The organism is Hymenobacter qilianensis (assembly GCF_014489555.1).
GTDB lineage: Bacteria > Bacteroidota > Bacteroidia > Cytophagales > Hymenobacteraceae > Hymenobacter > Hymenobacter qilianensis.
Window position 1 is genome coordinate 3,303,662 of the sequence record NZ_CP060784.1, and the last position, 18,708, is coordinate 3,322,369.

General features: G+C 55.8%; 15 protein-coding genes. 9 read left to right on the forward strand and 6 right to left on the reverse strand.

From position 1 onward, the window contains the following. Positions 1–28 precede the first annotated feature (28 nt). The 4 genes from H9L05_RS15075 (at position 29) to H9L05_RS15090 (ending at position 5,383) form a co-directional block, all read left to right on the forward strand. The gene (locus H9L05_RS15075; protein ID WP_187731643.1) at positions 29–1,381 is read left to right on the forward strand and encodes a Gfo/Idh/MocA family oxidoreductase; all 1,353 of its coding nucleotides are present in this window, start codon (positions 29–31) and stop codon (positions 1,379–1,381) included. 250 nt (positions 1,382–1,631) lie between these two features. Next, positions 1,632–3,176 carry an aldehyde dehydrogenase family protein gene (locus H9L05_RS15080; RefSeq protein WP_187731644.1) on the forward strand — a complete coding sequence of 515 codons (1,545 nt, stop codon included), beginning with the start codon at positions 1,632–1,634 and terminating at the stop codon, positions 3,174–3,176. 226 nt (positions 3,177–3,402) lie between these two features. Continuing rightward, on the forward strand, positions 3,403–4,533 hold the full coding sequence (locus tag H9L05_RS15085; RefSeq protein ID WP_187731645.1) for a DmpA family aminopeptidase: 1,131 nt from the start codon (positions 3,403–3,405) through the stop codon (positions 4,531–4,533). After that, positions 4,523–5,383, forward strand: coding sequence for an aminotransferase class IV (locus tag H9L05_RS15090; RefSeq protein ID WP_187731646.1), 861 nt, complete (start codon positions 4,523–4,525; stop codon positions 5,381–5,383). The genes H9L05_RS15085 and H9L05_RS15090 overlap by 11 nt, the downstream gene beginning before the upstream one ends. Before the next feature lie 46 nt (positions 5,384–5,429). On the opposite strand, the gene H9L05_RS15095 is transcribed toward H9L05_RS15090, so the two are convergent. Both H9L05_RS15095 and H9L05_RS15100 read right to left on the reverse strand, forming a co-directional pair. After that, entirely contained in the window at positions 5,430–6,299 is an 870-nt protein-coding gene (locus H9L05_RS15095) for an AraC family transcriptional regulator (protein ID WP_187731647.1), read from the reverse strand. A 153-nt stretch (positions 6,300–6,452) separates the two neighbouring features. After that, a complete protein-coding gene (locus tag H9L05_RS15100) occupies positions 6,453–6,902 on the reverse strand; it encodes a DUF983 domain-containing protein (RefSeq protein WP_223284478.1) in 450 nt (149 codons plus the stop codon). Between the two features lie 138 nt (positions 6,903–7,040). Between H9L05_RS15100 and H9L05_RS23930 the strand changes: the two genes are divergently transcribed. Then, positions 7,041–7,514 carry an amidohydrolase family protein gene (locus H9L05_RS23930; protein WP_223284479.1) on the forward strand — a complete coding sequence of 158 codons (474 nt, stop codon included), beginning with the start codon at positions 7,041–7,043 and terminating at the stop codon, positions 7,512–7,514. Next, entirely contained in the window at positions 7,448–8,698 is a 1,251-nt protein-coding gene (locus H9L05_RS15105; protein ID WP_223284480.1) for an N-acyl-D-amino-acid deacylase family protein, read from the forward strand. Before H9L05_RS23930 ends, H9L05_RS15105 begins: the two co-directional genes overlap by 67 nt. Positions 8,699–8,826: 128 nt before the next feature. On the opposite strand, the gene H9L05_RS15110 is transcribed toward H9L05_RS15105, so the two are convergent. The 4 genes from H9L05_RS15110 to H9L05_RS23935 form a co-directional block, all read right to left on the reverse strand. Beyond that, complete coding sequence (locus tag H9L05_RS15110) at positions 8,827–11,256, reverse strand: ABC transporter permease (RefSeq protein WP_187731648.1); 2,430 nt, start codon at positions 11,254–11,256, stop codon at positions 8,827–8,829. 207 nt (positions 11,257–11,463) lie between these two features. Beyond that, positions 11,464–12,153: an ABC transporter ATP-binding protein gene (locus H9L05_RS15115; protein ID WP_187731649.1), complete on the reverse strand. Its 690-nt coding sequence runs from the start codon at positions 12,151–12,153 to the stop codon at positions 11,464–11,466. A 75-nt stretch (positions 12,154–12,228) separates the two neighbouring features. Beyond that, complete coding sequence (locus H9L05_RS15120) at positions 12,229–13,284, reverse strand: efflux RND transporter periplasmic adaptor subunit (protein WP_223284481.1); 1,056 nt, start codon at positions 13,282–13,284, stop codon at positions 12,229–12,231. Next, entirely contained in the window at positions 13,284–13,487 is a 204-nt protein-coding gene (locus H9L05_RS23935) for a hypothetical protein (protein WP_223284482.1), read from the reverse strand. Before H9L05_RS23935 ends, H9L05_RS15120 begins: the two co-directional genes overlap by 1 nt. Before the next feature lie 316 nt (positions 13,488–13,803). Here H9L05_RS23935 and H9L05_RS15125 point away from each other — a divergent pair, with 316 nt between their 5' ends. The 3 genes from H9L05_RS15125 to H9L05_RS15135 all read left to right on the forward strand — a co-directional run bounded on the left by H9L05_RS15125 (position 13,804) and on the right by H9L05_RS15135 (position 18,643). Further along, on the forward strand, positions 13,804–15,186 hold the full coding sequence (locus tag H9L05_RS15125) for a sigma-54-dependent transcriptional regulator (protein WP_187731650.1): 1,383 nt from the start codon (positions 13,804–13,806) through the stop codon (positions 15,184–15,186). Beyond that, a complete protein-coding gene (locus tag H9L05_RS15130; protein WP_187731651.1) occupies positions 15,176–16,528 on the forward strand; it encodes a sensor histidine kinase in 1,353 nt (450 codons plus the stop codon). The genes H9L05_RS15125 and H9L05_RS15130 overlap by 11 nt, the downstream gene beginning before the upstream one ends. Before the next feature lie 120 nt (positions 16,529–16,648). After that, complete coding sequence (locus H9L05_RS15135) at positions 16,649–18,643, forward strand: alpha/beta hydrolase family protein (protein ID WP_187731652.1); 1,995 nt, start codon at positions 16,649–16,651, stop codon at positions 18,641–18,643. Positions 18,644–18,708 lie beyond the last annotated feature (65 nt).

The following is an 18,708-nucleotide window of genomic DNA, read 5'->3' on the forward strand; positions in this document are numbered from 1 at the left end:
CTCTCTTCAACTTCTGATAGTTAGTGCTATGAATGCAACTCAGAACGATGCTTCCCGTCGGGAATTTTTGCAAAAGTCGATGCTAGCAACGGCAGGCCTGCTTACGCCGCTGCCATTCAGCGTATTGGGCGCCCCAAAAGCCAAGCGCCGCGTGGCCATGGTGGGCACCGGCCACCGCGGCACCGGCATGTGGGGCAAAGAGTTACTGGCTGAGCACGGCGACGTGATTGAGTTTGTGGGTCTGTGCGACAGCAACAAGGGCCGCCTCGAAACCTCCAAAAAGATGATGGGCGTCAACTGCCCCACCTTCACGGACTTCGAGCAGATGATGCGCAAAACCAAGCCCGAAATCTTGATCGTGACTACCGTGGATAGTACTCACGATGAGTTCATTATCAAGGGTATGGAAATGGGAGCCAATATCGTGACGGAGAAGCCCATGACCACCGACGAAACCAAGTGCCAGGCTATTCTGGACGCGGAAAAGCGGACCGGCAAGAAAGTGACGGTGACCTTCAACTACCGCTACTCGCCCCACCGCCAGAAGATGTACGACCTTATTCGGCAAGGCGAAATCGGCACGGTAACGTCCGTCGATTTTCATTGGTACCTCGACAACCGCCACGGCGCCGACTACTTCCGCCGCTGGCACCGCCTGACGGAGAAAAGCGGTTCGCTGTGGGTGCACAAGGCCAGTCACCATTTCGACTTGCTCAACTGGTGGCTGGAGTCGGAGCCCGAGACGGTGTATGCGAAAGGCGCTCTGGAAAACTATGGCAAAAACGGCCCGTTCCGCTTCACCAACTGCCGCCCCTGCCCGCACAAAGACAAATGCCCCTATTACTGGGACATGACCAAAGATGCCCGCCTGATGGCTCTGTACGCGGCCAATGAGCAGTACGACGGTTACCACCGCGATGGCTGCGTGTTCAAGGAAGACGTGAACATCTACGATAAAATGGCCGCCACTATCGGCTACGCCAACGGTGTGCAGGTTAGCTATTCGCTTACTGCTTATTCGCCCTACGAGGGCTACCGCATTGCCTTCAACGGCACCAAAGGCCGCATCGACGCCTGGATAAAAGAGTCGGGAGCGATGAAAAAGGAGCCCTACGATGAGATTATGCTTTCCCGGAACTTCGGCAAAGTAGAGTACTTCCAGATTCCTCAGGCCGAAGGCCACGGCGGCGGCGACAAGCTCCTGCGGGCCCAGATTTTCCGTCACCCCGAAGCCGCCGACACGTATCGTCAGGCCGCCGGCAGCCGCGATGGCGCCATGGCTATCTTGGTGGGCGTGGCGGCCCGCAAAAGCATAGCCAGCGGCCAGCCCGTGCGCATTGCTGACCTTACCAACCTGAAGCCTGTGGCTGTTAAAGCATAGGGCTTAACCAACTTAGGCGGTCATGCAGAGCGGCAGCGAAGCATCTCGCGTGTTTAGCTGGATTACTAATTAGACGACCGCGAGTAAGATGCTTCGCTGCCGCTCTGCATGACTGCCTATTGGATTTCTTAATTTGAGATTTTAAGCTGCTGAGTCCGATAGCAGCCTTAGTGTTCTAACCTAAACCACTACCTCTTTCCTCCTAGAGCCAAGTTGACCTCAACTTCACAAATGGCTCTTTTCCTGCACTATGCCCAAAATAATTGCCCCCCAGGTCGAGTTCAGTTACTTGCTGAGCCAGGTTAAAAGTGTTACCCCCGAAATCCTGACGCCCGACGGTCAGTTTCTGAACCTGATGGAAGGTCGCTGGCAGGAGCCCGGCAAGCCCCGCAAATTCACCTCGCCCGTAGACGGCACCGATCTGGGCGCCCTGCCCATGCTCGACCACGAAACCGGGCTCCGGGCCGTCATTTTCGCTAAGCAGGAAGCCGCCGCTTGGGCCGCCACCGACCTCGACGAGCGCAAAAGCCGGGTTCAGGACTGCCTCAATCAGCTCCGCGACCAGGTTGATTTAGTGGGCAAGCTGCTCATCTGGGAAATCGGCAAAACTTACAAGCTGGGCTTCACCGACATCGACCGGGCTATTGAGGGCGTGCAGTGGTACGTCGATAATATCGAGGAGATGCTGGGGCAGCGCAAGCCCCTGGGGCTGGTGAGCAACATTGCCTCCTGGAACTACCCCATGTCGGTGCTGCTGCACGCGGTGCTGGTGCAGGCGCTCTGCGGCAACTCCGTTATTGCCAAAACGCCCACCGACGGCGGTTTTATCTCTCTTAGCCTCACCTTCGCCATTGCCCGCCGTTGCGGTCTGCCCGTCACACTGGTGAGCGGTCCGGGGGGCGAATTGAGCGACGTGCTGGTGAAGCACGATGCCATCGACTGCCTCAGCTTTGTAGGCGGCCGCTACAACGGCCGCAACATTGCCGACGCCCTAAGCGCTCATAATAAGCGCTATATGCTGGAAATGGAAGGCGTAAACACCTACGGCATCTGGGACTACAGCGACTGGAACAGCATGGCCGATCAGCTCAAAAAAGGCTACGACTATGGCAAACAGCGCTGCACGGCCTACGTGCGCTTCGTGGTGGAGCGCCGCCTGTTTCCGCAGTTTCTGGAAACCTACCAAAGCGCCATCCGCAGCCTGAAAGTCGGCAACCCCACGCTCGTTGATAACGCCGACGACAAGCTGCCGGACTTAGCGTTTGGCCCCGTTATTCACGCCCAACAGGCCCAGGATCTGGACCGGTTGTACAAAAACGCCCTCCAGACTGGCGCTACGCCCATTTATGAAGGCAAGCTCGACGACAGCCTATTCCTGCCCGGCCAGGACCGTTCGGCCTACGTGGCGCCCCGTGCTCTCGTCAACCTGCCTCGCCAGAGTGAGCTGTACTTCAAAGAGCCTTTCGGCCCCATCGACAGCATTGTGCTCGTGGATAGGGTAGAGGAGCTGGTGGGCGAGATGAACATCAGCAACGGCGCGCTGGTAGCAGCCATCGCCTCCGACGATGAGAAGCTGGCTCGTCGCACGGCCAAGGAAGTGCGTGCCTTCAAAGTGGGCCTCAACAAGCTGCGCTCCCGCGGCGACCGTGAAGAAGTTTTTGGTGGCCTGGGCGAGAGTTGGAAGGGTGCCTTCGTGGGGGGCAAATTGTTGGTCGAAGCCGTGACAGAAGGTGGCCCTGGACAGTCGGTGTTGGGTAATTACGAAGAAGCTACGTTGCTGCCGGATAAGATTTAAACGCTAGTTTCATTCAAGCTTATAAAGGCTCGAAAAAGGATCCTGGGGGCTTTTTCGGGCCTTTTACTTATGTTGGTAGGACGAAGGATTTGAAAGTCGACTGCTTTACATAGCATTTGCTTCCTGTGCACCCACTGAAGGAATAATGCGCCACTGCTCGTTTAAGCTTTTCGCTGGTACATAACTCTCCGCCTGATACCCTTAACTACTCTTCTTGCCCCACCACATGAAACTATCCTTGCTCGTGCTGTTACTTGTAGGCTTGGCCTTACAGGCTCGAAGTCAAGAACGTAAACGCGCCCGAGAGTATGGCATCCGCATTGGGGTGCTGCCCACCGGTGTGCTCAATGCCATTACCGATGTACAAGGCGTGCGCGTAGGGCATACTACCCTGGTGCAAGGCCAAGAAGTGCGGACCGGGGTAACAGCCATTGTGCCGCACGCCGGCAACGTGTTTCAGCAGAAAATACCGGCGGCGGTATACGTTGGTAACGGCTTTGGTAAGCTGGCGGGCAGCACCCAAGTAGTAGAACTCGGCAACCTTGAAACGCCCATCGTCCTGACCAATACGCTCAGCGTGGGCACGGCTATGAAAGCGGTGGTAGAGTATGTGCTGCGGCAGCCCGGCAACGAAGCGGTACAGTCGGTAAATGCCTTAGTAGGAGAGACCAACGACGGTGGCCTCAACGACATACGTGGCCGTTATATCACGGAGCAACACGTGCTGGCCGCCATTGAGCAGGCCCAGGCAGGCCCGGTGGCGGAGGGCAACGTGGGTGCCGGTACGGGCACGGTGTGCTTTGGCTTTAAGGGTGGCATCGGTACCGCCTCGCGCCTGTTGCCTGCCAAGTTGGGGGGCTATACTGTGGGCGTGCTGGTGCAAACAAATTTTGGCGGCGTGCTCCAGGTCAATGGAGCGCCGGTAGGGCAGGAGCTAGAGCAGTTTTACCTGAGTCAGCAGTTGAAAGACCGCGCCGATGGGTCCTGCATGATTGTGGTAGCCACCGATGCACCTGTTGATGCCCGCAACCTGGAGCGCCTAGCCAAACGTGCCTTCCTGGGCCTGGGCAAAACGGGTGGCATAGCCACGAACGGTAGCGGCGACTATATCATCGCTTTCTCCACTCATCCGGGCTTGCGCGTGCCGTATGCGTCGACGGCTACGACTCAAACGACTACCACACTCACCAATGAAGCAATGTCGCCACTGTTTCTGGCGGTTATTGAGGCCACGGAAGAAGCCATTATCAACTCGCTTTTCAAGGCCGAAACCATGCAGGGCAAGCAGCAACAGCGCATTGAGGCTTTGCCGCTGGATAAGGTTCTAAAGATTTTAAAGCAACATCATGCCCGCTAACCAGCCTCTGTACGCTTATATCCACGGCCAGATCACGCCTCTTGAACAGGCATTTCTGCATGTCAGCGACCTGGCCATACAGCGTGGCTACGGCGTGTTCGATTTCTTCAAGGTACATGCGGCGCAGCCGTTATTTCTCGATTATTACCTCAACCGCTTCTACCAATCGGCGCAACTCATGGAGCTGACTGTACCCTTGGCACGCCCGGCGCTGATCGAGGTGATTCAAGCCCTGATTCGGCGTAACGACCTGCCGCTGTCTGGCATTAAGATGATCCTGACCGGCGGCTACTCAGCCGACGGCTACAACCCCGTCGAGCCCAACCTCCTCATTATACAGCAGCCATTGATGCTGCCTACGCCCGAGCAGGTAGCAAGGGGCATCAAAGTAATAACGCACGACTACCTGCGCGAAATCCCGCCGGCCAAAACCATCAATTACTCCATGGGTATCCGGCTTATCAAGCAGATTAAGGCCCAGGATGCCGACGATGTGCTTTACCACCATCAAGGTTTTGTAACAGAATTTCCGCGCGCCAATTTCTTTCTGGTAAAGCATGACAACACGGTAGTTACCCCCGCTACCAACGTGCTGGCGGGTATCACGCGCCGCAATGTCTTGGCGCTGACTGAGCAACCCTATCCAGTAACAGTGGGCACGGTAACTCTTGACGATATATATCAGGCCAAAGAAGCTTTCCTGACCAGCACCACCAAGCGGGTACTGCCAGTCGTGCAGATTGATGATGTAGTACTAGGCACTGGCAAGCCCGGCCCAGTAACTATGGCTCTACTCCAGGCACTGCTTCAAATGGAAGAACAACAGCAGCAAACGGTTGTCATAAACTAGGCAATAGAGCAGGCAGAGGCAACCCGGCACACGCCATTTGTCATGCTCAGGCATTTTGGTGCTGCCGAAAAGCTTCGGGTGTCTGGCCTGCGTACTTTTTAAAGTAGCGAGTAAAGTAGGAGGCATCCTCAAAGCCTAGTGCGTCGGCAATTTGCGCCACCGACTGCGCCGAGTGTTTCAGCTGGCGCTGGGCCTCCGTTACGACTCGCTCATGAATCAGGTCGCTGGCGGTTTTGTTGAGTAGGCGGCGGCAGATGGCGTTCAGATGGTTCGCCGTCAGCGACAAGCGCTCGGCATAGTAGCCCACCGTTTTTTCGGCGTGGAAATGCTGGGTTAGCAGCCGGCCAAACTCCCGCACATGCTGCTGCGCATAAGCGGGCGCAGGCGGTGTCTCGTGCGGATACAAGCGCGCCGCAAGCTCCAGATACAGAAAAAGATAGCCCCTCACGACAACGTCACTGTTTGGGGCCGGCAAGGCGGCCGTATTCTCTTGGTAGATGCGTTCTAATAAAGGCAGCAAGCCGGCTTCAGCAGGCACGGAGTAAACAACCGGCTCATTGGTCGGGTTAAAAAACGGATATGCCGCCAGCCTGCTCGCCGGAAACTGCTGCAGATAGAAGGCCTCACTGAAAAATAGAATAAATCCGCGGGTATCATCCGACAGCGACCAGGAATGAACCTGCCCCGGCATCAGAAAAAACAGGCTGCCCGGCCGCAGGTCGTAGGTTATCAGGTCGATGGTGTGCGTGCCGTGGCCGTGCGTGACGTAGAGCAGCAGGTAAAAATCGTGGGCGTGCGGCTCTTGCACATGCGGAAACTGCGCCACGTGCACCTCCAACTGCTGAATGTAATACAGGTGCTGCTGATGCGAGGGAAAGGCAGCAAGGGCTAGAACAGGCAGCGACGGAGCTTTCATACAGACGGCAGGTCGGGGCCGGTATAGTGGCCCTAACTCGTCTGCGCAAGCTACGCAACGTTCGCTTCCGAAAGCGGCTCTTCTGCTACCGCATCAACCTGGAATCAGCCTAAAAAGCAATGCCAGCCTGTGCAGGCTGGCATTCTGCGTTATTTAAGCGACTACTCTTAAAGTGCTCTTCCGCTTGTCGGGCTTCGACCCAGACTCTGCTGAGGGTCGGTTATTATACTTCGGGTCGTAGTGAACGAAGCCGAACAGATACAGCATGATGGCGCGGGAGTAGCGCAGCGTAAGCGGCGCCGTGAGCAGCACGAAGCCCGTTACCATCAGCACATATACCCACACCGCCGGGTCATGAAAGAGGTAGTAAGTTGCTACTCCACCCACGGCAAAACACGCGACCGAAAAGGCGTAGCTCACAAACATTGCCCCCCAGTAAAAGCCAGGCTCGGGCTCATACTGCACCTCGCACACCGGGCATCGCTCGGGCATCACGGCGTACTTGGTCAGGTTGTATGCAGGATAGGAAAACAACTTGCCCTGATGACAGCGCGGGCAGCGCAAATCCAGAAGGGCTAACGCGGAAGAATCAATAGGTTTCATAACAGTTTGATTATGAATAATTTGATAGTACAAAGATAGTCTCGGTGCATTAGCTAGGTAAGACACAAACTCGGGTAGTTACCGCACAAATCAACGATCTGTCGGCTTTGGGTTGGTGTAGGACTTGTTGCTAGCAGTATGCCCACCTTTTCACTGAACGATGATGCCGTGATATTGCGCTACTATTCTACGCTTGGCGCTACCTTAGCCCCTATGCGCCACGTCCTGCTATTTGCTCTGCTGCTATTCGCCCAAGCTCTCTCAGCCCAAACCCCGAAGGCCGATATTCTTATCCGCAACGGCCGTCTCTACGACGGCACCGGCAACACGTGGACTCTAGGCGACGTGGCCATTCGGGCGGGCCGCATTGCGGCCGTGGGCCGACTGCCGGCCGACTATCCGGCCGATACCGTGCTGGACGCGAAGGGCTTAGCCGTTGCGCCGGGCTTCATCGACGTGCACACCCACATCGAAGATGATGAGGTGCACCAGCCCACCGCCGACAACTTTATCTACGATGGCGTGACTACCGTAGTAACCGGCAATTGCGGCTCGTCGCGGCTACCGCTGGGGGCTATTTTAAGGTGCTGGACAGCCTACGCTTGTCGGTGAATGTGGCATCGCTGGTGGGGCATGGCACCGTGCGCAAGGCGGTGATGGGCCGGGCGCAGCGCACACCTACGGAAACGGAGCTGCTGCGTATGGAAAGCCTGGTAGACAGCGCCATGCGGGCCGGAGCGGTGGGTTTGTCTTCGGGTCTGATTTACATTCCCGGCACCTACGCCCGCACTCCCGAGCTGGTGCGCCTGGCGCGAGTAGCGGGCCGCCATCAGGGCCTCTACGCCACCCATATGCGCAACGAGTCCGACAGCGTCACTTATGCCATTCGGGAGGCGCTGCGCGTAGGCCGCGAGGGTGGGCTGCCCGTGCAGATTTCTCATCTCAAATTGGGTGGACAACAGAACTGGGGTCGTACCGCCGATCTGCTCAATCTTATCGAGTCGGCCCGTCAGGCTGGCCAGCAAGTCACCATCGACCAATACCCGTACACGGCCAGCTCCACCTCGCTCAGCACTCTGATTCCCGAGGATGTGCAGGCCGATGGCCGCGACTCTCTGCAGGCCCGCTTGGCACGCCCCGCCGTGCGCAAGGCTGTGGAGGCCAGCATGGTGGCGCGGTTGCGGCGTCGCAAGCTCAAGCACTTCAGCTACGCCGTAGTAGCCAGCTTTCCGCCCGATACCAGCTACAATGGCCGCAGCATAGAAGAAATCAACCGCATGCGAGACCGTCGGCACAAGGCCCGCGTTGAGGCCGCTACAATCCTTGATCTGGTGCTTCAACACGACGCGGGCATGGTATTTCACGGCATGAGCGAAACGGACGTGCAAAACATTATGCGCTACCCGCAGAATATGGTGGCTTCCGATGCCAGCATCCGGGTGTGGCAGGAGGGTGTGCCGCACCCGCGCGGCTACGGCTCCAACGCCCGTGTACTGGGCCACTACGTGCGCGAAAAGCGCGTCCTGACCTTAGAAGAAGCCATCCGTCGCATGACCAGTTTGCCCGCCCAAACCTTCGGCTTTACCGATCGGGGCCTGCTTCGTCCCGGTTTCGTCGCTGATATTGTCGTCTTCGATCCTGCTACCGTAGCGGACCGCTCTACCTTCGAGAAGCCCCACCAATACTCTGTGGGCATGCAGTACGTGCTGGTAAATGGCCGCCTCACCCTGCGCGACGGCCGCCACACTGGCACCCGCTGGGGGCAAATTCTATACGGTCCGGGCCGGCAGTTGTAGTACTGGGCTGGCCTTTTTCTGCAGTACTACCAGATCTTAATTCAGAGTACCCCAACATCAGAAAGGCCCTCGGAAAAAGCCCCCAGAGAGCTTTTGCCAAGAGCCTTTCTGATGTTGTTAGTTAAAGCTTACTCGGTGCGAAGATTTTTGATGGGGTTCGTCGTTGCTGCCTTTATTGCCTGATAGCTAATCGTCAGGAAAGCTACTAGAGCAGCTGCCACGCCGGCCGCAACAAAGACCCACAGCGGAATATCGATGCGATAAGCAAAGTCCTCCAGCCATTTACGCATCACCAGCCAGGCAATCGGGAAAGCAATAACGGCTGCCACTACCACCAGCTTAACAAACTCTTTGGACAACAGCCCAACAATGGTCGACACATCGGCCCCCAGCACTTTCCGAATGCCGATTTCCTTTTTGCGGCGCTCGGCCGCGTAAGTAGCCAACCCGAATAAGCCCAGACAACCCACGAAAATAGCGACGCCTGTAAAGATCCAGAGCAAGGATTTGAGCTTGTCTTCGGCCTTGTACATCTGGTCGAAGTTCTCGTCTAGAAACTTGTATTCAATGGGATAATCAGGCGAGAATTTGCCCCACACATCTTTCACATGGGCCACCGATTGGCTGATATTTTCGCCCTTCATTTTCACGGCCACTTTCCAGTAATCGTCGGGGTGAATATGCAGCACCGCCGGCTCTACTTTGTCGTAGAGGCTCTTGTAATGGAAGTCTTTGACCACGCCAATGACTTGCCCTTTCTTGACTGAGTCAGGCTGGGATGGGCCTAAACGCTGCCATATTAAGGTTTTGCCAATGGCCTGCTGGGGTGTGCCCAAGCCAAATTCTTTAACGGCCGTTTCATTGATGATATAGGCCTGGCTCTTATCCGTGGTCAACTCCTTTGAGAAATTCCGACCGTTCACCAGCTCCAGGCCTAAGGTTTTGATGTAATCGTAGTCGACCATCAAGTGGGTGGTGGAATGGAGCTTTTGCTCGCCATCCTTCGGAACTATAATCTGGTCGCCGGCGACGGCATCCCCGGGAAAGCCATAGCCAATAGAAACCGAAGAAATGCCGGGTCCTTGGGCAAGCTCGTTTTTGAAGGTTTCGTAGCTCCTGTTCATGTTGTCGCCCCGCATGGGGAAAAACATGATTTGCTCGCGGTTAAACCCCAGGTCTTTGGTGTGCAGATAATTCACTTGCAGAAAGACCACCGTCGCGCTGATTAGCAAGAAGATAGTCAGGGAGAACTGGATGACGATCAGGCCGTGACGCAGCCACTGTACGCGGCCAAACATTCCCTCGCTTACTACAGTGCTTTTCAACACCTTCACTGGCTTGAAGCCTGATAACACCAACGCCGGATAGAAGCCGGCTATTAAACCAACCACAAGCGTCAGCACAACCAACAGCAGAAAGACAACTGGGTTGGTGAGCAGATTGAAGCTCATGTCCTTGCCCGTAAAGTCATTGAGTGCGGGCAGCAACAACGAGGCAAGAACCACCGAAATAACGACGCTGATAAAGGTGAGCAGCACGGTTTCGATCAAAAACTGCAGCATCAGTTGCTGCTGACTGGCCCCGATGGTTTTGCGAATACCAACTTCCTTGGCTCTCTGCACCGACTTAGCCGTAGCCAGATTCACGAAGTTGAAGCACGCAATCAGCAGAATAAAGACCGCAATGATGCTCAGCGCCTTCACGTAGGTGATGTTGCCTCGGGGCCCCGTATCGAACTTGAAGTTTGCCGAGTGTAAGTAGATATCCTGCAACGGCTGCAGGTAAGGCACAAACCCAATGGGGTCATCCTTGGGCATCAGGGGCTGCACCTTCTGCGTGATATAGTCCTGCAGCTTGGCCTGGGTTTGCTTGATATCCGTGTCCGGCTTCACCCGCACATAGGTGTAAAACTGCTGCCAACCCCAGCTGCTCATGCGCTCGGCCGGTATCTCAGCCGCCGAAAGAGGAATGACATAGTTGACCTTCAGGTGAAATTTCGATTGATTATTCTGAATCACTCCTTTCACCAATAAAGTCTGCTTATTCATCTTAAGCTCTTTGCCAACCGGGTTTTCGTCGCCGAAAAAACGCTTGGCCACGTCTTCCGCCAGCACAACAGAGGCGGGCGCATCCAAGGCTTGAGCCGCCGAACCGTATTTGAAGGGCAGCGGGAAAATATCGAAGAAGGTGGAGTCGGCGATGAGACCGTTCTCTATGTATAGCTTCTTGTCGCCCACCTCCAGCAGGCTAATGGCCGAGTACATCAGAATGCGCATGCTCTGCTCCACCTCCGGGAATTCCTGCTTCATGGTGGTGGCAAACATAGGCGGGACGGAGGCCATGCTTTCCGGCGATTCGCTGGTAGTGCCCTGCGTATACACGCGGTACACCCGGTCGCCGTTGGGCAGAAACTTATCGTACTGCAGCTCATCGAACACGAAGAGGCCAATGAGCAGGCAAGCTGTGAGGCCCAGCGCCAGACCAGCAATATTGAGAAACGAAAAGCCCTTGTGCCGGATGAGGTTGCGGTAGGCAACTTTCAGGTAATTCGTGAACATACAGAAGGCAATTAAACGGTACGTAAATGCGGTGGATGAAGCTGTGGGGGGCTTTTTTGACGACCTGAAATGCAAATAGACCATCATACAGAGCAGCGCGAAGCATCTCGCGTGCTGACGTTTAGATTACTAATCCCGCTAAACACGCGAGATGCTTCGCGGTGCTCTGTATGACAGACGCGGGTTTTAAGAAACCCCAAACACACATTAGACCGTGAACTGCTTGTGCACGTTTTCCATCACTACCTCGCCATCAAGCAGCCGAATGACACGGTGGGCGTAGCGGGCATCATGCTCGGAGTGGGTCACCATGATGATGGTAGTGCCGGCTTCGTTGAGCTCCGTGAGCAGTTCCATCACCTCGTTGCCGTTGCTCGAATCGAGGTTACCCGTGGGCTCGTCGGCCAGAATCAGGCGGGGGGCATTTATCACCGCCCGGGCCACGGCCACGCGCTGCTGCTGACCACCGGAGAGCTGCTGGGGAAAGTGGTTGCGCCGGTGCATGATCTGCATTTTCTCCAGCACCTTTTCCACTTTCTGCTTGCGCTCCGCCGCGCCTACGCCCAGATAAATCAGCGGTAATTCCACGTTTTCCAGCACTGTAAGCTCCTCAATCAGGTTGAAGCTCTGGAACACAAACCCTAAGTTGCGCTTGCGCAAATCGGCCCGCTTCCGCTCGTTGTAATGGGCTATTTCCGTCCCGGCAAACTTGATGCTGCCACCGTCGGGCTCATCCAGCAACCCGATGATATTCAGTAAAGTAGACTTCCCGCACCCCGACGGCCCCATGATGGCTACAAACTCTCCGTCGTTCACCACGAGGGATACTTTGTTGAGCGCTTTGGTTTCAACTTCCTCCGTGCGGTACACTTTTTCGAGGTTTTCAATCTGGATCATAAGGCTGGTGGTTGGGCTAGTTTATGCTTATTTCTGTGACGTTGTTTTTGGTTGTATTTCCGGCTCTGGGGGGCTTTATTTCTCTTTGTCTTTGAGTACTAGCTCGCCCATGTCTTCGTAGCCTTCGTAGCTGGAAGTCACTACTTTATCGCCGGGCTTCAGGCCTTCGAGTACTTCGTAGTAATCAGGGTTTTGGCGCCCCAGGCGGATGTCGGTTCGGTAGGCTTTGGTGCCGTCCTCATTGACTTTGAAAATCCAGTTGCCGCCGGTTTTCTGGTTGAATCCGCCCTTAGCCACGCGCACCGCCTGGGTTTGGTCGCTTAAGGACAACCGCACCTGCAGCGTCTGGCCGCGGCGAATGCTCTGGGGGGCATTTCCCACGAATTCTAAGTCTACCTGCAAACCTTTATTTACCTGCGTGAAGATCTTTTTGACGCTAAGCTCATAGCGCTTGCCGTCGAGCATAAACTCACCTTTCTGACCCGGAAAAATGCGCGAGATGTAGTACTCATCAATGTTGGCGCGCACCTTCAAACCATTCAGCATATCCAGCTGCCCAATGCGCTGCCCCGGCGCAATCGACTCGCCCACTTCCGCGTTCAGCGACGTAATACGACCCGCCACGGGCGCTTTAATGGTCAGGTCATCCATCTTCTTGTGCATCAGGGCAAGGTTGCTTTGCATGCGCCCCACCGACTCCTGCATCTGATTGACCTGCTGGCGCATGGCTACCGAATCCTGCTGCAGCGTTTGGTTAGTGAGCTGCCGCTTGCGCACCTGGTACTGGTAGTTGTTCTGGCTTTCCGTAAACTCCTGCCGCGAAATGACTTTCTGCTCATAAAGCGACTTATTCAGTTCATAAATGCGCTTGGCTTCCTTAAGTCGAAATTCAATATCAGCGAACTGGTTGAGCTGCTGAATGCGGTTTTGCTGCATCAGGTTGCGCGTGTTCTGCAGGTTATTCATCAGGTCGAACACTGCCGTTTCGCGGTTCACCATTTCCAGCTGCAGGTCTGTGTTGGTGAGCTCCAGAATCGGTTGGCCGGGCGTGAGCGTAGCACCATCTTCTACTAGCACCCGCTTCACGGTGCCGCCTTCGGTAGCGTCCAAGTAGATGGTTTTGATGGGCATCACAGTGCCGTCAATCGGAATAAACTCCTGAAAAGCCCCCGAGTAACTTCGCTGATGGTGATGCGCTCCGGATCGACGTTGAGCTTGCTGGAGCCTGCCGAGGAGAAGTAGCTTGCCGCCAGCAACGCCAGCACCACCACAATTCCGCCGGAAAGCAGCAGCTTACGAAGCGTCCAGGTTTTCTTTTGAATGGGAACGTCCATGTAACTTTTGAAATGCTTTGGATGCCTTTTTCAAGGCCTTACCATCTGTACTAGTAAGGATAGTGCCAGCTAGTTAAAATATTGATTATTAAGTAGTTATTTAAGACGTATTTCGTATACGTGCACCAACTGTTCGCTTTCGATACAACTAAGTGTGCGCTAGTGATACAACTATGCAGGCAGCCCAAACAAAAACCCGCTCAGAAAGTCGGAAAGGGAGATTATTTTATTTAGTATAGTTTATGGTAGGCATTTGGATACTTAGCATTCCGAATCGATAAGTCCGGTTCTTCCATCTTCTCTTGTAGTAGTTTCCATGGCTTCCAATAAGGCGCGCGTTCTGGTAGTAGATGACGACCGTGATGTACTGTTCGCGGTGAAACTGCTGCTCAAAACCGAGGTGCAGGAAGTGGTAACGGAGCGCAATCCGGAAAACCTGCTCTCCGTGCTGAGCCGGCAGACGTTCGATGTCATCTTCCTGGACATGAACTTCAAAAGCAATCTGGGCACCGGCAACGAAGGCCTGTATTGGCTGAGCCGCATCCTGGAGCGCGACAAAGACGCCACCGTGATTATGATCACCGCCCACGGCGAAATCAGCACGGCCGTACGCTCCCTGAAAGCCGGCGCCACCGACTTCATTGTAAAGCCCTGGCACAACGAGAAGTTCCTGGAGACTCTGCACGCCGCCCTGCAGCACAAAGCCACCAAGACCAATTTGCCCCCCAATGCGCCTAAACGCCCCGCCTCCTTCGCCGATATGGCCATGCTGGGCAACTCGGAGCCCATGCAGGAGCTGTTTCACACCATCGAAAAAGTGGCGCCCACGGAAGCCAACGTGTTGTTATTAGGCGAAAACGGCACAGGTAAAGAACTGGCCGCCAAGGCACTGCACCAACGGTCATTTCGCGCCAATAAGCCATTCATTACCGCCGACCTGGCGGCCATGAGCGAGGGTATTTTTGAGAGCGAGCTTTTCGGCCATAAGAAAGGCTCATTCACCGATGCCAAAGACGATAGGGTAGGGCGCTTCGCGGCGGCCTCCACGGGTACTTTGTTTCTGGATGAAATCGGCAATATCTCGCTGCCTCAGCAAGCCAAACTGCTCACCGCTTTGCAAAACCGGCAGGTGATTCCGCTGGGCAGTAATACGCCCATTCCCATCGACATTCGGCTTATTTCGGCCACCAACGTGCCCATTTATGAGTTGGCGGCCAAGAATCAGTTTCGCAAAGACTTAATCTACCGCATCAACACCGTCGAGATAACCTTGCCGCCCCTGCGCGACCGCGGCGACGATGTAGTTATGCTCGCCCAGCATTTCGCGGGTTTGTATGCCGCCCGCAATCACAAGCCTCGCCCCGAGTTTGACCCGGCGACCCTGAAAAAGCTACTGCAGCACCGTTGGCCCGGCAATATCCGCGAACTGCAGCACGCCGTTGAGCGCGCCGTTATTCTGGCCGAAGGCCAGGTGCTTAGACCTCAGGATTTTACTTTCTCCGCCATGGAAACGCCGCGGCCCGCTGGGGGGCATTTTTTGCCAGATTTCGCCGATGGTCCGTTGCAGCTAAATGAGATAGAGAAAAACACAATTCTGCGGGTAATCGAGCGCCACCACGGCAACATCACCAAGGCGGCTAAGGAACTCGGCCTCACGCGCACCGCTCTCTACCGCCGCCTCGATAAGCATGACCTATAAACGGCTCGAAATCGGCATTTTCTTCCGGCTGCTGGGTATCCTGGTTTTGCTGTACGCGGCGGTTCACTATGGATACCGCGGCTCTTATGCGCCTGTGGTTTTTGCTGGCTTGCTGGTGATTGCGCTCGTGTTAGAACTGGCCCGCTACGTGACGCGCAGCAACAGAGAGCTGGCCAACTTCCTGCTGGCCGTGCGGTACCGCGACTTTTCCCAGCACTTCAACGAAGCCCATGCAAATCCCGCTCTAAGGCAGCTCTACTCGGCTTTCAACCAGCTCAATACCACTTTCCGGCAGCTAAGCGCTGAAAAGGAAGCCCAATTTACTTACCTCCAAACGGTGCTCGAACTCATCGATACCGGCATCATCTCCTACGACGCAGACGGGCACGTGGAATGGGTCAATGAGTCGTTTAAGCAGACACTGGAGCTGCCTTACCTCCGCACCATTCAGACCCTCCAGAAACGCCATGAGGGTCTGTACCACGCCATCATGCAGCTAACACCGGGCAGCCCGGCTGTGGTGAAGCTGACGGTTGGTCAGAAAACGCTGCAACTCTTATTGTCGGCCACGTCGTTTAAGCTCCAGGGCCGCGAATTCACGCTCATTGCTTTCAAAAATGTCAGTCACGCCCTCGACGAAACCGAAACGGAGGCCTGGCAGAAACTGCTGCGCGTAATGACCCACGAAATCATGAATTCCGTGGCTCCCATTGCCTCCCTGGCCGATACCCTGCGCCGCCACGTGCAGCTCGAAAAAGCCAAGGGCTCAGACACTCATCTTCAGGACATTGACTTGCTGGATGATGTGGAAGAGGGAATCAGCATCATTCAACACCGCAGTGAGGGCCTGTTGAACTTCGCGCAGGTATACCGCAATTTCAGCAAGATCACCACTCCGCTACTGACAACCATCTACGTCAAAGAGCTTTTCAGCAGTGTTCAGGCCTTGCTGGCTCACTCCCTGGCCGAAAAGAAAATTGAATTGCTGGTGTCGGTTAAGCCTCCAGACCTGCTTTTGCAGGCCGACAGTCATCTGATGGAGCAAGTGCTGATCAACTTGGTGCTCAATGCTGCCCACGCCGTGGAGGAGCGCCCTCGCCCCCAGATTCAGCTTGTGGCCTACACCGATGACAATGAGCGCGTTATCCTGGAGGTAATCGACAACGGCACCGGCATCCCCGCCGACTTACTGGACAGCATTTTTATCCCTTTTTTCACTACGCACAAAAGCGGTTCGGGCATAGGGCTGAGTCTGGCTAAACAGATCCTGCACCTGCATAAAGGCAGTATTCAGGTCCAATCGGTGGAGGGAGCGGGCAGTATTTTTCGGCTACTGTTTTAAAAGCGCATTACATTCTCCTGAAGGCCCGAAAATGCCTGTATTCGGGCCTTTTTCTTGCTGTTTAATGATTGGCTTTCGGTAACTTTAAGAGTGGCCAATCAATATATTCAACTATCCTTCGTGAAAGTTTTGCTGCTTTCCGTAGCGCTCGGATGGCTGCTTACCGGGTACGCTCGCGCCCAAGCGCCCTACGACGTTATTGATTGGAAGGCGCCTACTACGCTCAATACCTACTTAGTCCAACAGATTCATCAACAGTCTGACCAGCGCCGCGCTGCCTTCACTGCTGCCTTAAAGACGGGCGTTGCCATGCAGGCGTATCAGGATACGGTTCGGGCGCGCTACCGTCGGCTGTTGGGTCCGCTTCCGGCCCGTACGCCGCTCAAGGCCCGCGTGGGGGGCAAAATGGAGCGCTCCGGCTACCGGGTAGAGAAAGTGGTGTACGAAAGCACCCCCAACCATCATGTTACGGCCAATTTATATGTGCCGAAAGGCAAAGGCAAATGGCCCGCCGTGCTGCTCTTTTGCGGCCACGAAGCCACCGCCAAAGCCACCGAGTCGTACCAGAAAACGGCTATACTATTCGCTCAGAATGGCTTTGTGGTGCTGGTAATTGACCCCATTTCCCAGGGCGAGCGATATCAGCTCACCGATGCCAGCGGCAAGCCGCTCACCCGCGGCGGCACCACCGAGCATACCCTGCTTAATGGTGGCGCGGCCTTGCTTGGAACCAGCGTGCCCGCTGCCCAGCTATGGGATAATGTGCGCGGCCTCGATTATCTGCTTACCCGCCGCGAGGTCGACGCAGACCGCATCGGCTGCCTCGGCAACTCCGGGGGCGCCACCCAAACGGCCTATTTCATCGGGTTCGATCCGCGGGTGAAGGTGGCCGCGCTGTGCAGCTACGTGGCCAGCGGCGAAAGAAACCTGGAGCTTACCGGCCCCGCCGATGGCTGCGTGCAGATTCCGGGCGCCGGCCAGGCGGGCCTCGACTTGGCTGAGTGGCCCATCATGTTCGCGCCCAAGCCCTTGCTGCTTCTGGCGGGCCGCTACGATTTCGTCGATTATGCCAGCATTCAGGCTACGTATCATGAGTTAAAGCAAGTCTACACTAAGCTGGAAAAACCTGGGCGAATCAACCTGTTTACCTACGACGACGGACATGGAATTTCCCGGCCCAAGCGGGAAGCTGCCGTAGCCTGGTTTCGGCGCTGGCTGCGCGATGATGCTCAACTCGTGCCGGAAAATAACATAGCTACTTTGTCGGCTGAGCAGCTGAACTGCACACCTACAGGCCAGGTGAACACTGCCTTCCCGAAAGAAAGCACACTATCGGAGCAGTATGTGGCCCAGGCGCAAGCGTTGGCTTCGCAGCGCCAGCCCCTTACCTATGCCAGCCTGACGGCTGCAATCCGGCACGTATTGGCCTTGCCCGAAATTACGGCCATCATTCCTCCGGTAGAGGCCGCCGACGAAGGCAGCGTGCAAGCCAAAGGCACCACCATGCGCAAGCTGTTGCTGCGCCGCGCCGGACAGCCGCCCTTACCCACCCTGCTAGCCCTACCCCCCGGAAATTTGCCCCCCAGCAAGGTTATTGTCTGGCTACCCGACCAAGGCAAGGCGGCGCTTGCTGATAGCGCTAACCTGGTCGCCAGTTACTTGCGAGAACGGGCCGCAGTCCTGCTGGTAGACCTGCGCGGCCTGGGCGAAACCACCGATCCGGCGGCCTTCAACGACCCCAAATACTACAACCGCGAGTACCGCCCGGCCCTACTGGCACTGCACCTGGGGCGGCCGCTCCTGGGGCAGCGGGTGGAGGATGTGTTTTCGGTGTTAAACTTTATCCGGCAGGATGACCGGTTCCATACCTTGCCCATTGAAGTATATGCCAATGGGCGAGCCACGCCGGTGGCGCTGCACGCAGCGGTGCTGTCGCCCCAAATTACCCGTTTGGAAGTAATCGATTTGCCCGGCTCCTTCCACGAGATTTTGACGCAGCCTACGCGCAAGGACTGGTACTCGCTGGTACTACCCAACGTGTTGCACTACTACGACTTACATGACCTGGCGGTGGTAATTGGCCCCCAACGGCTTCACAGCAGTAGCGTGCGGTAGAGATGTCATTCGGCCTGCAAAATCAGATACCTCTATTTTAATGTTTTTAAGCCCGACAGTGGCAA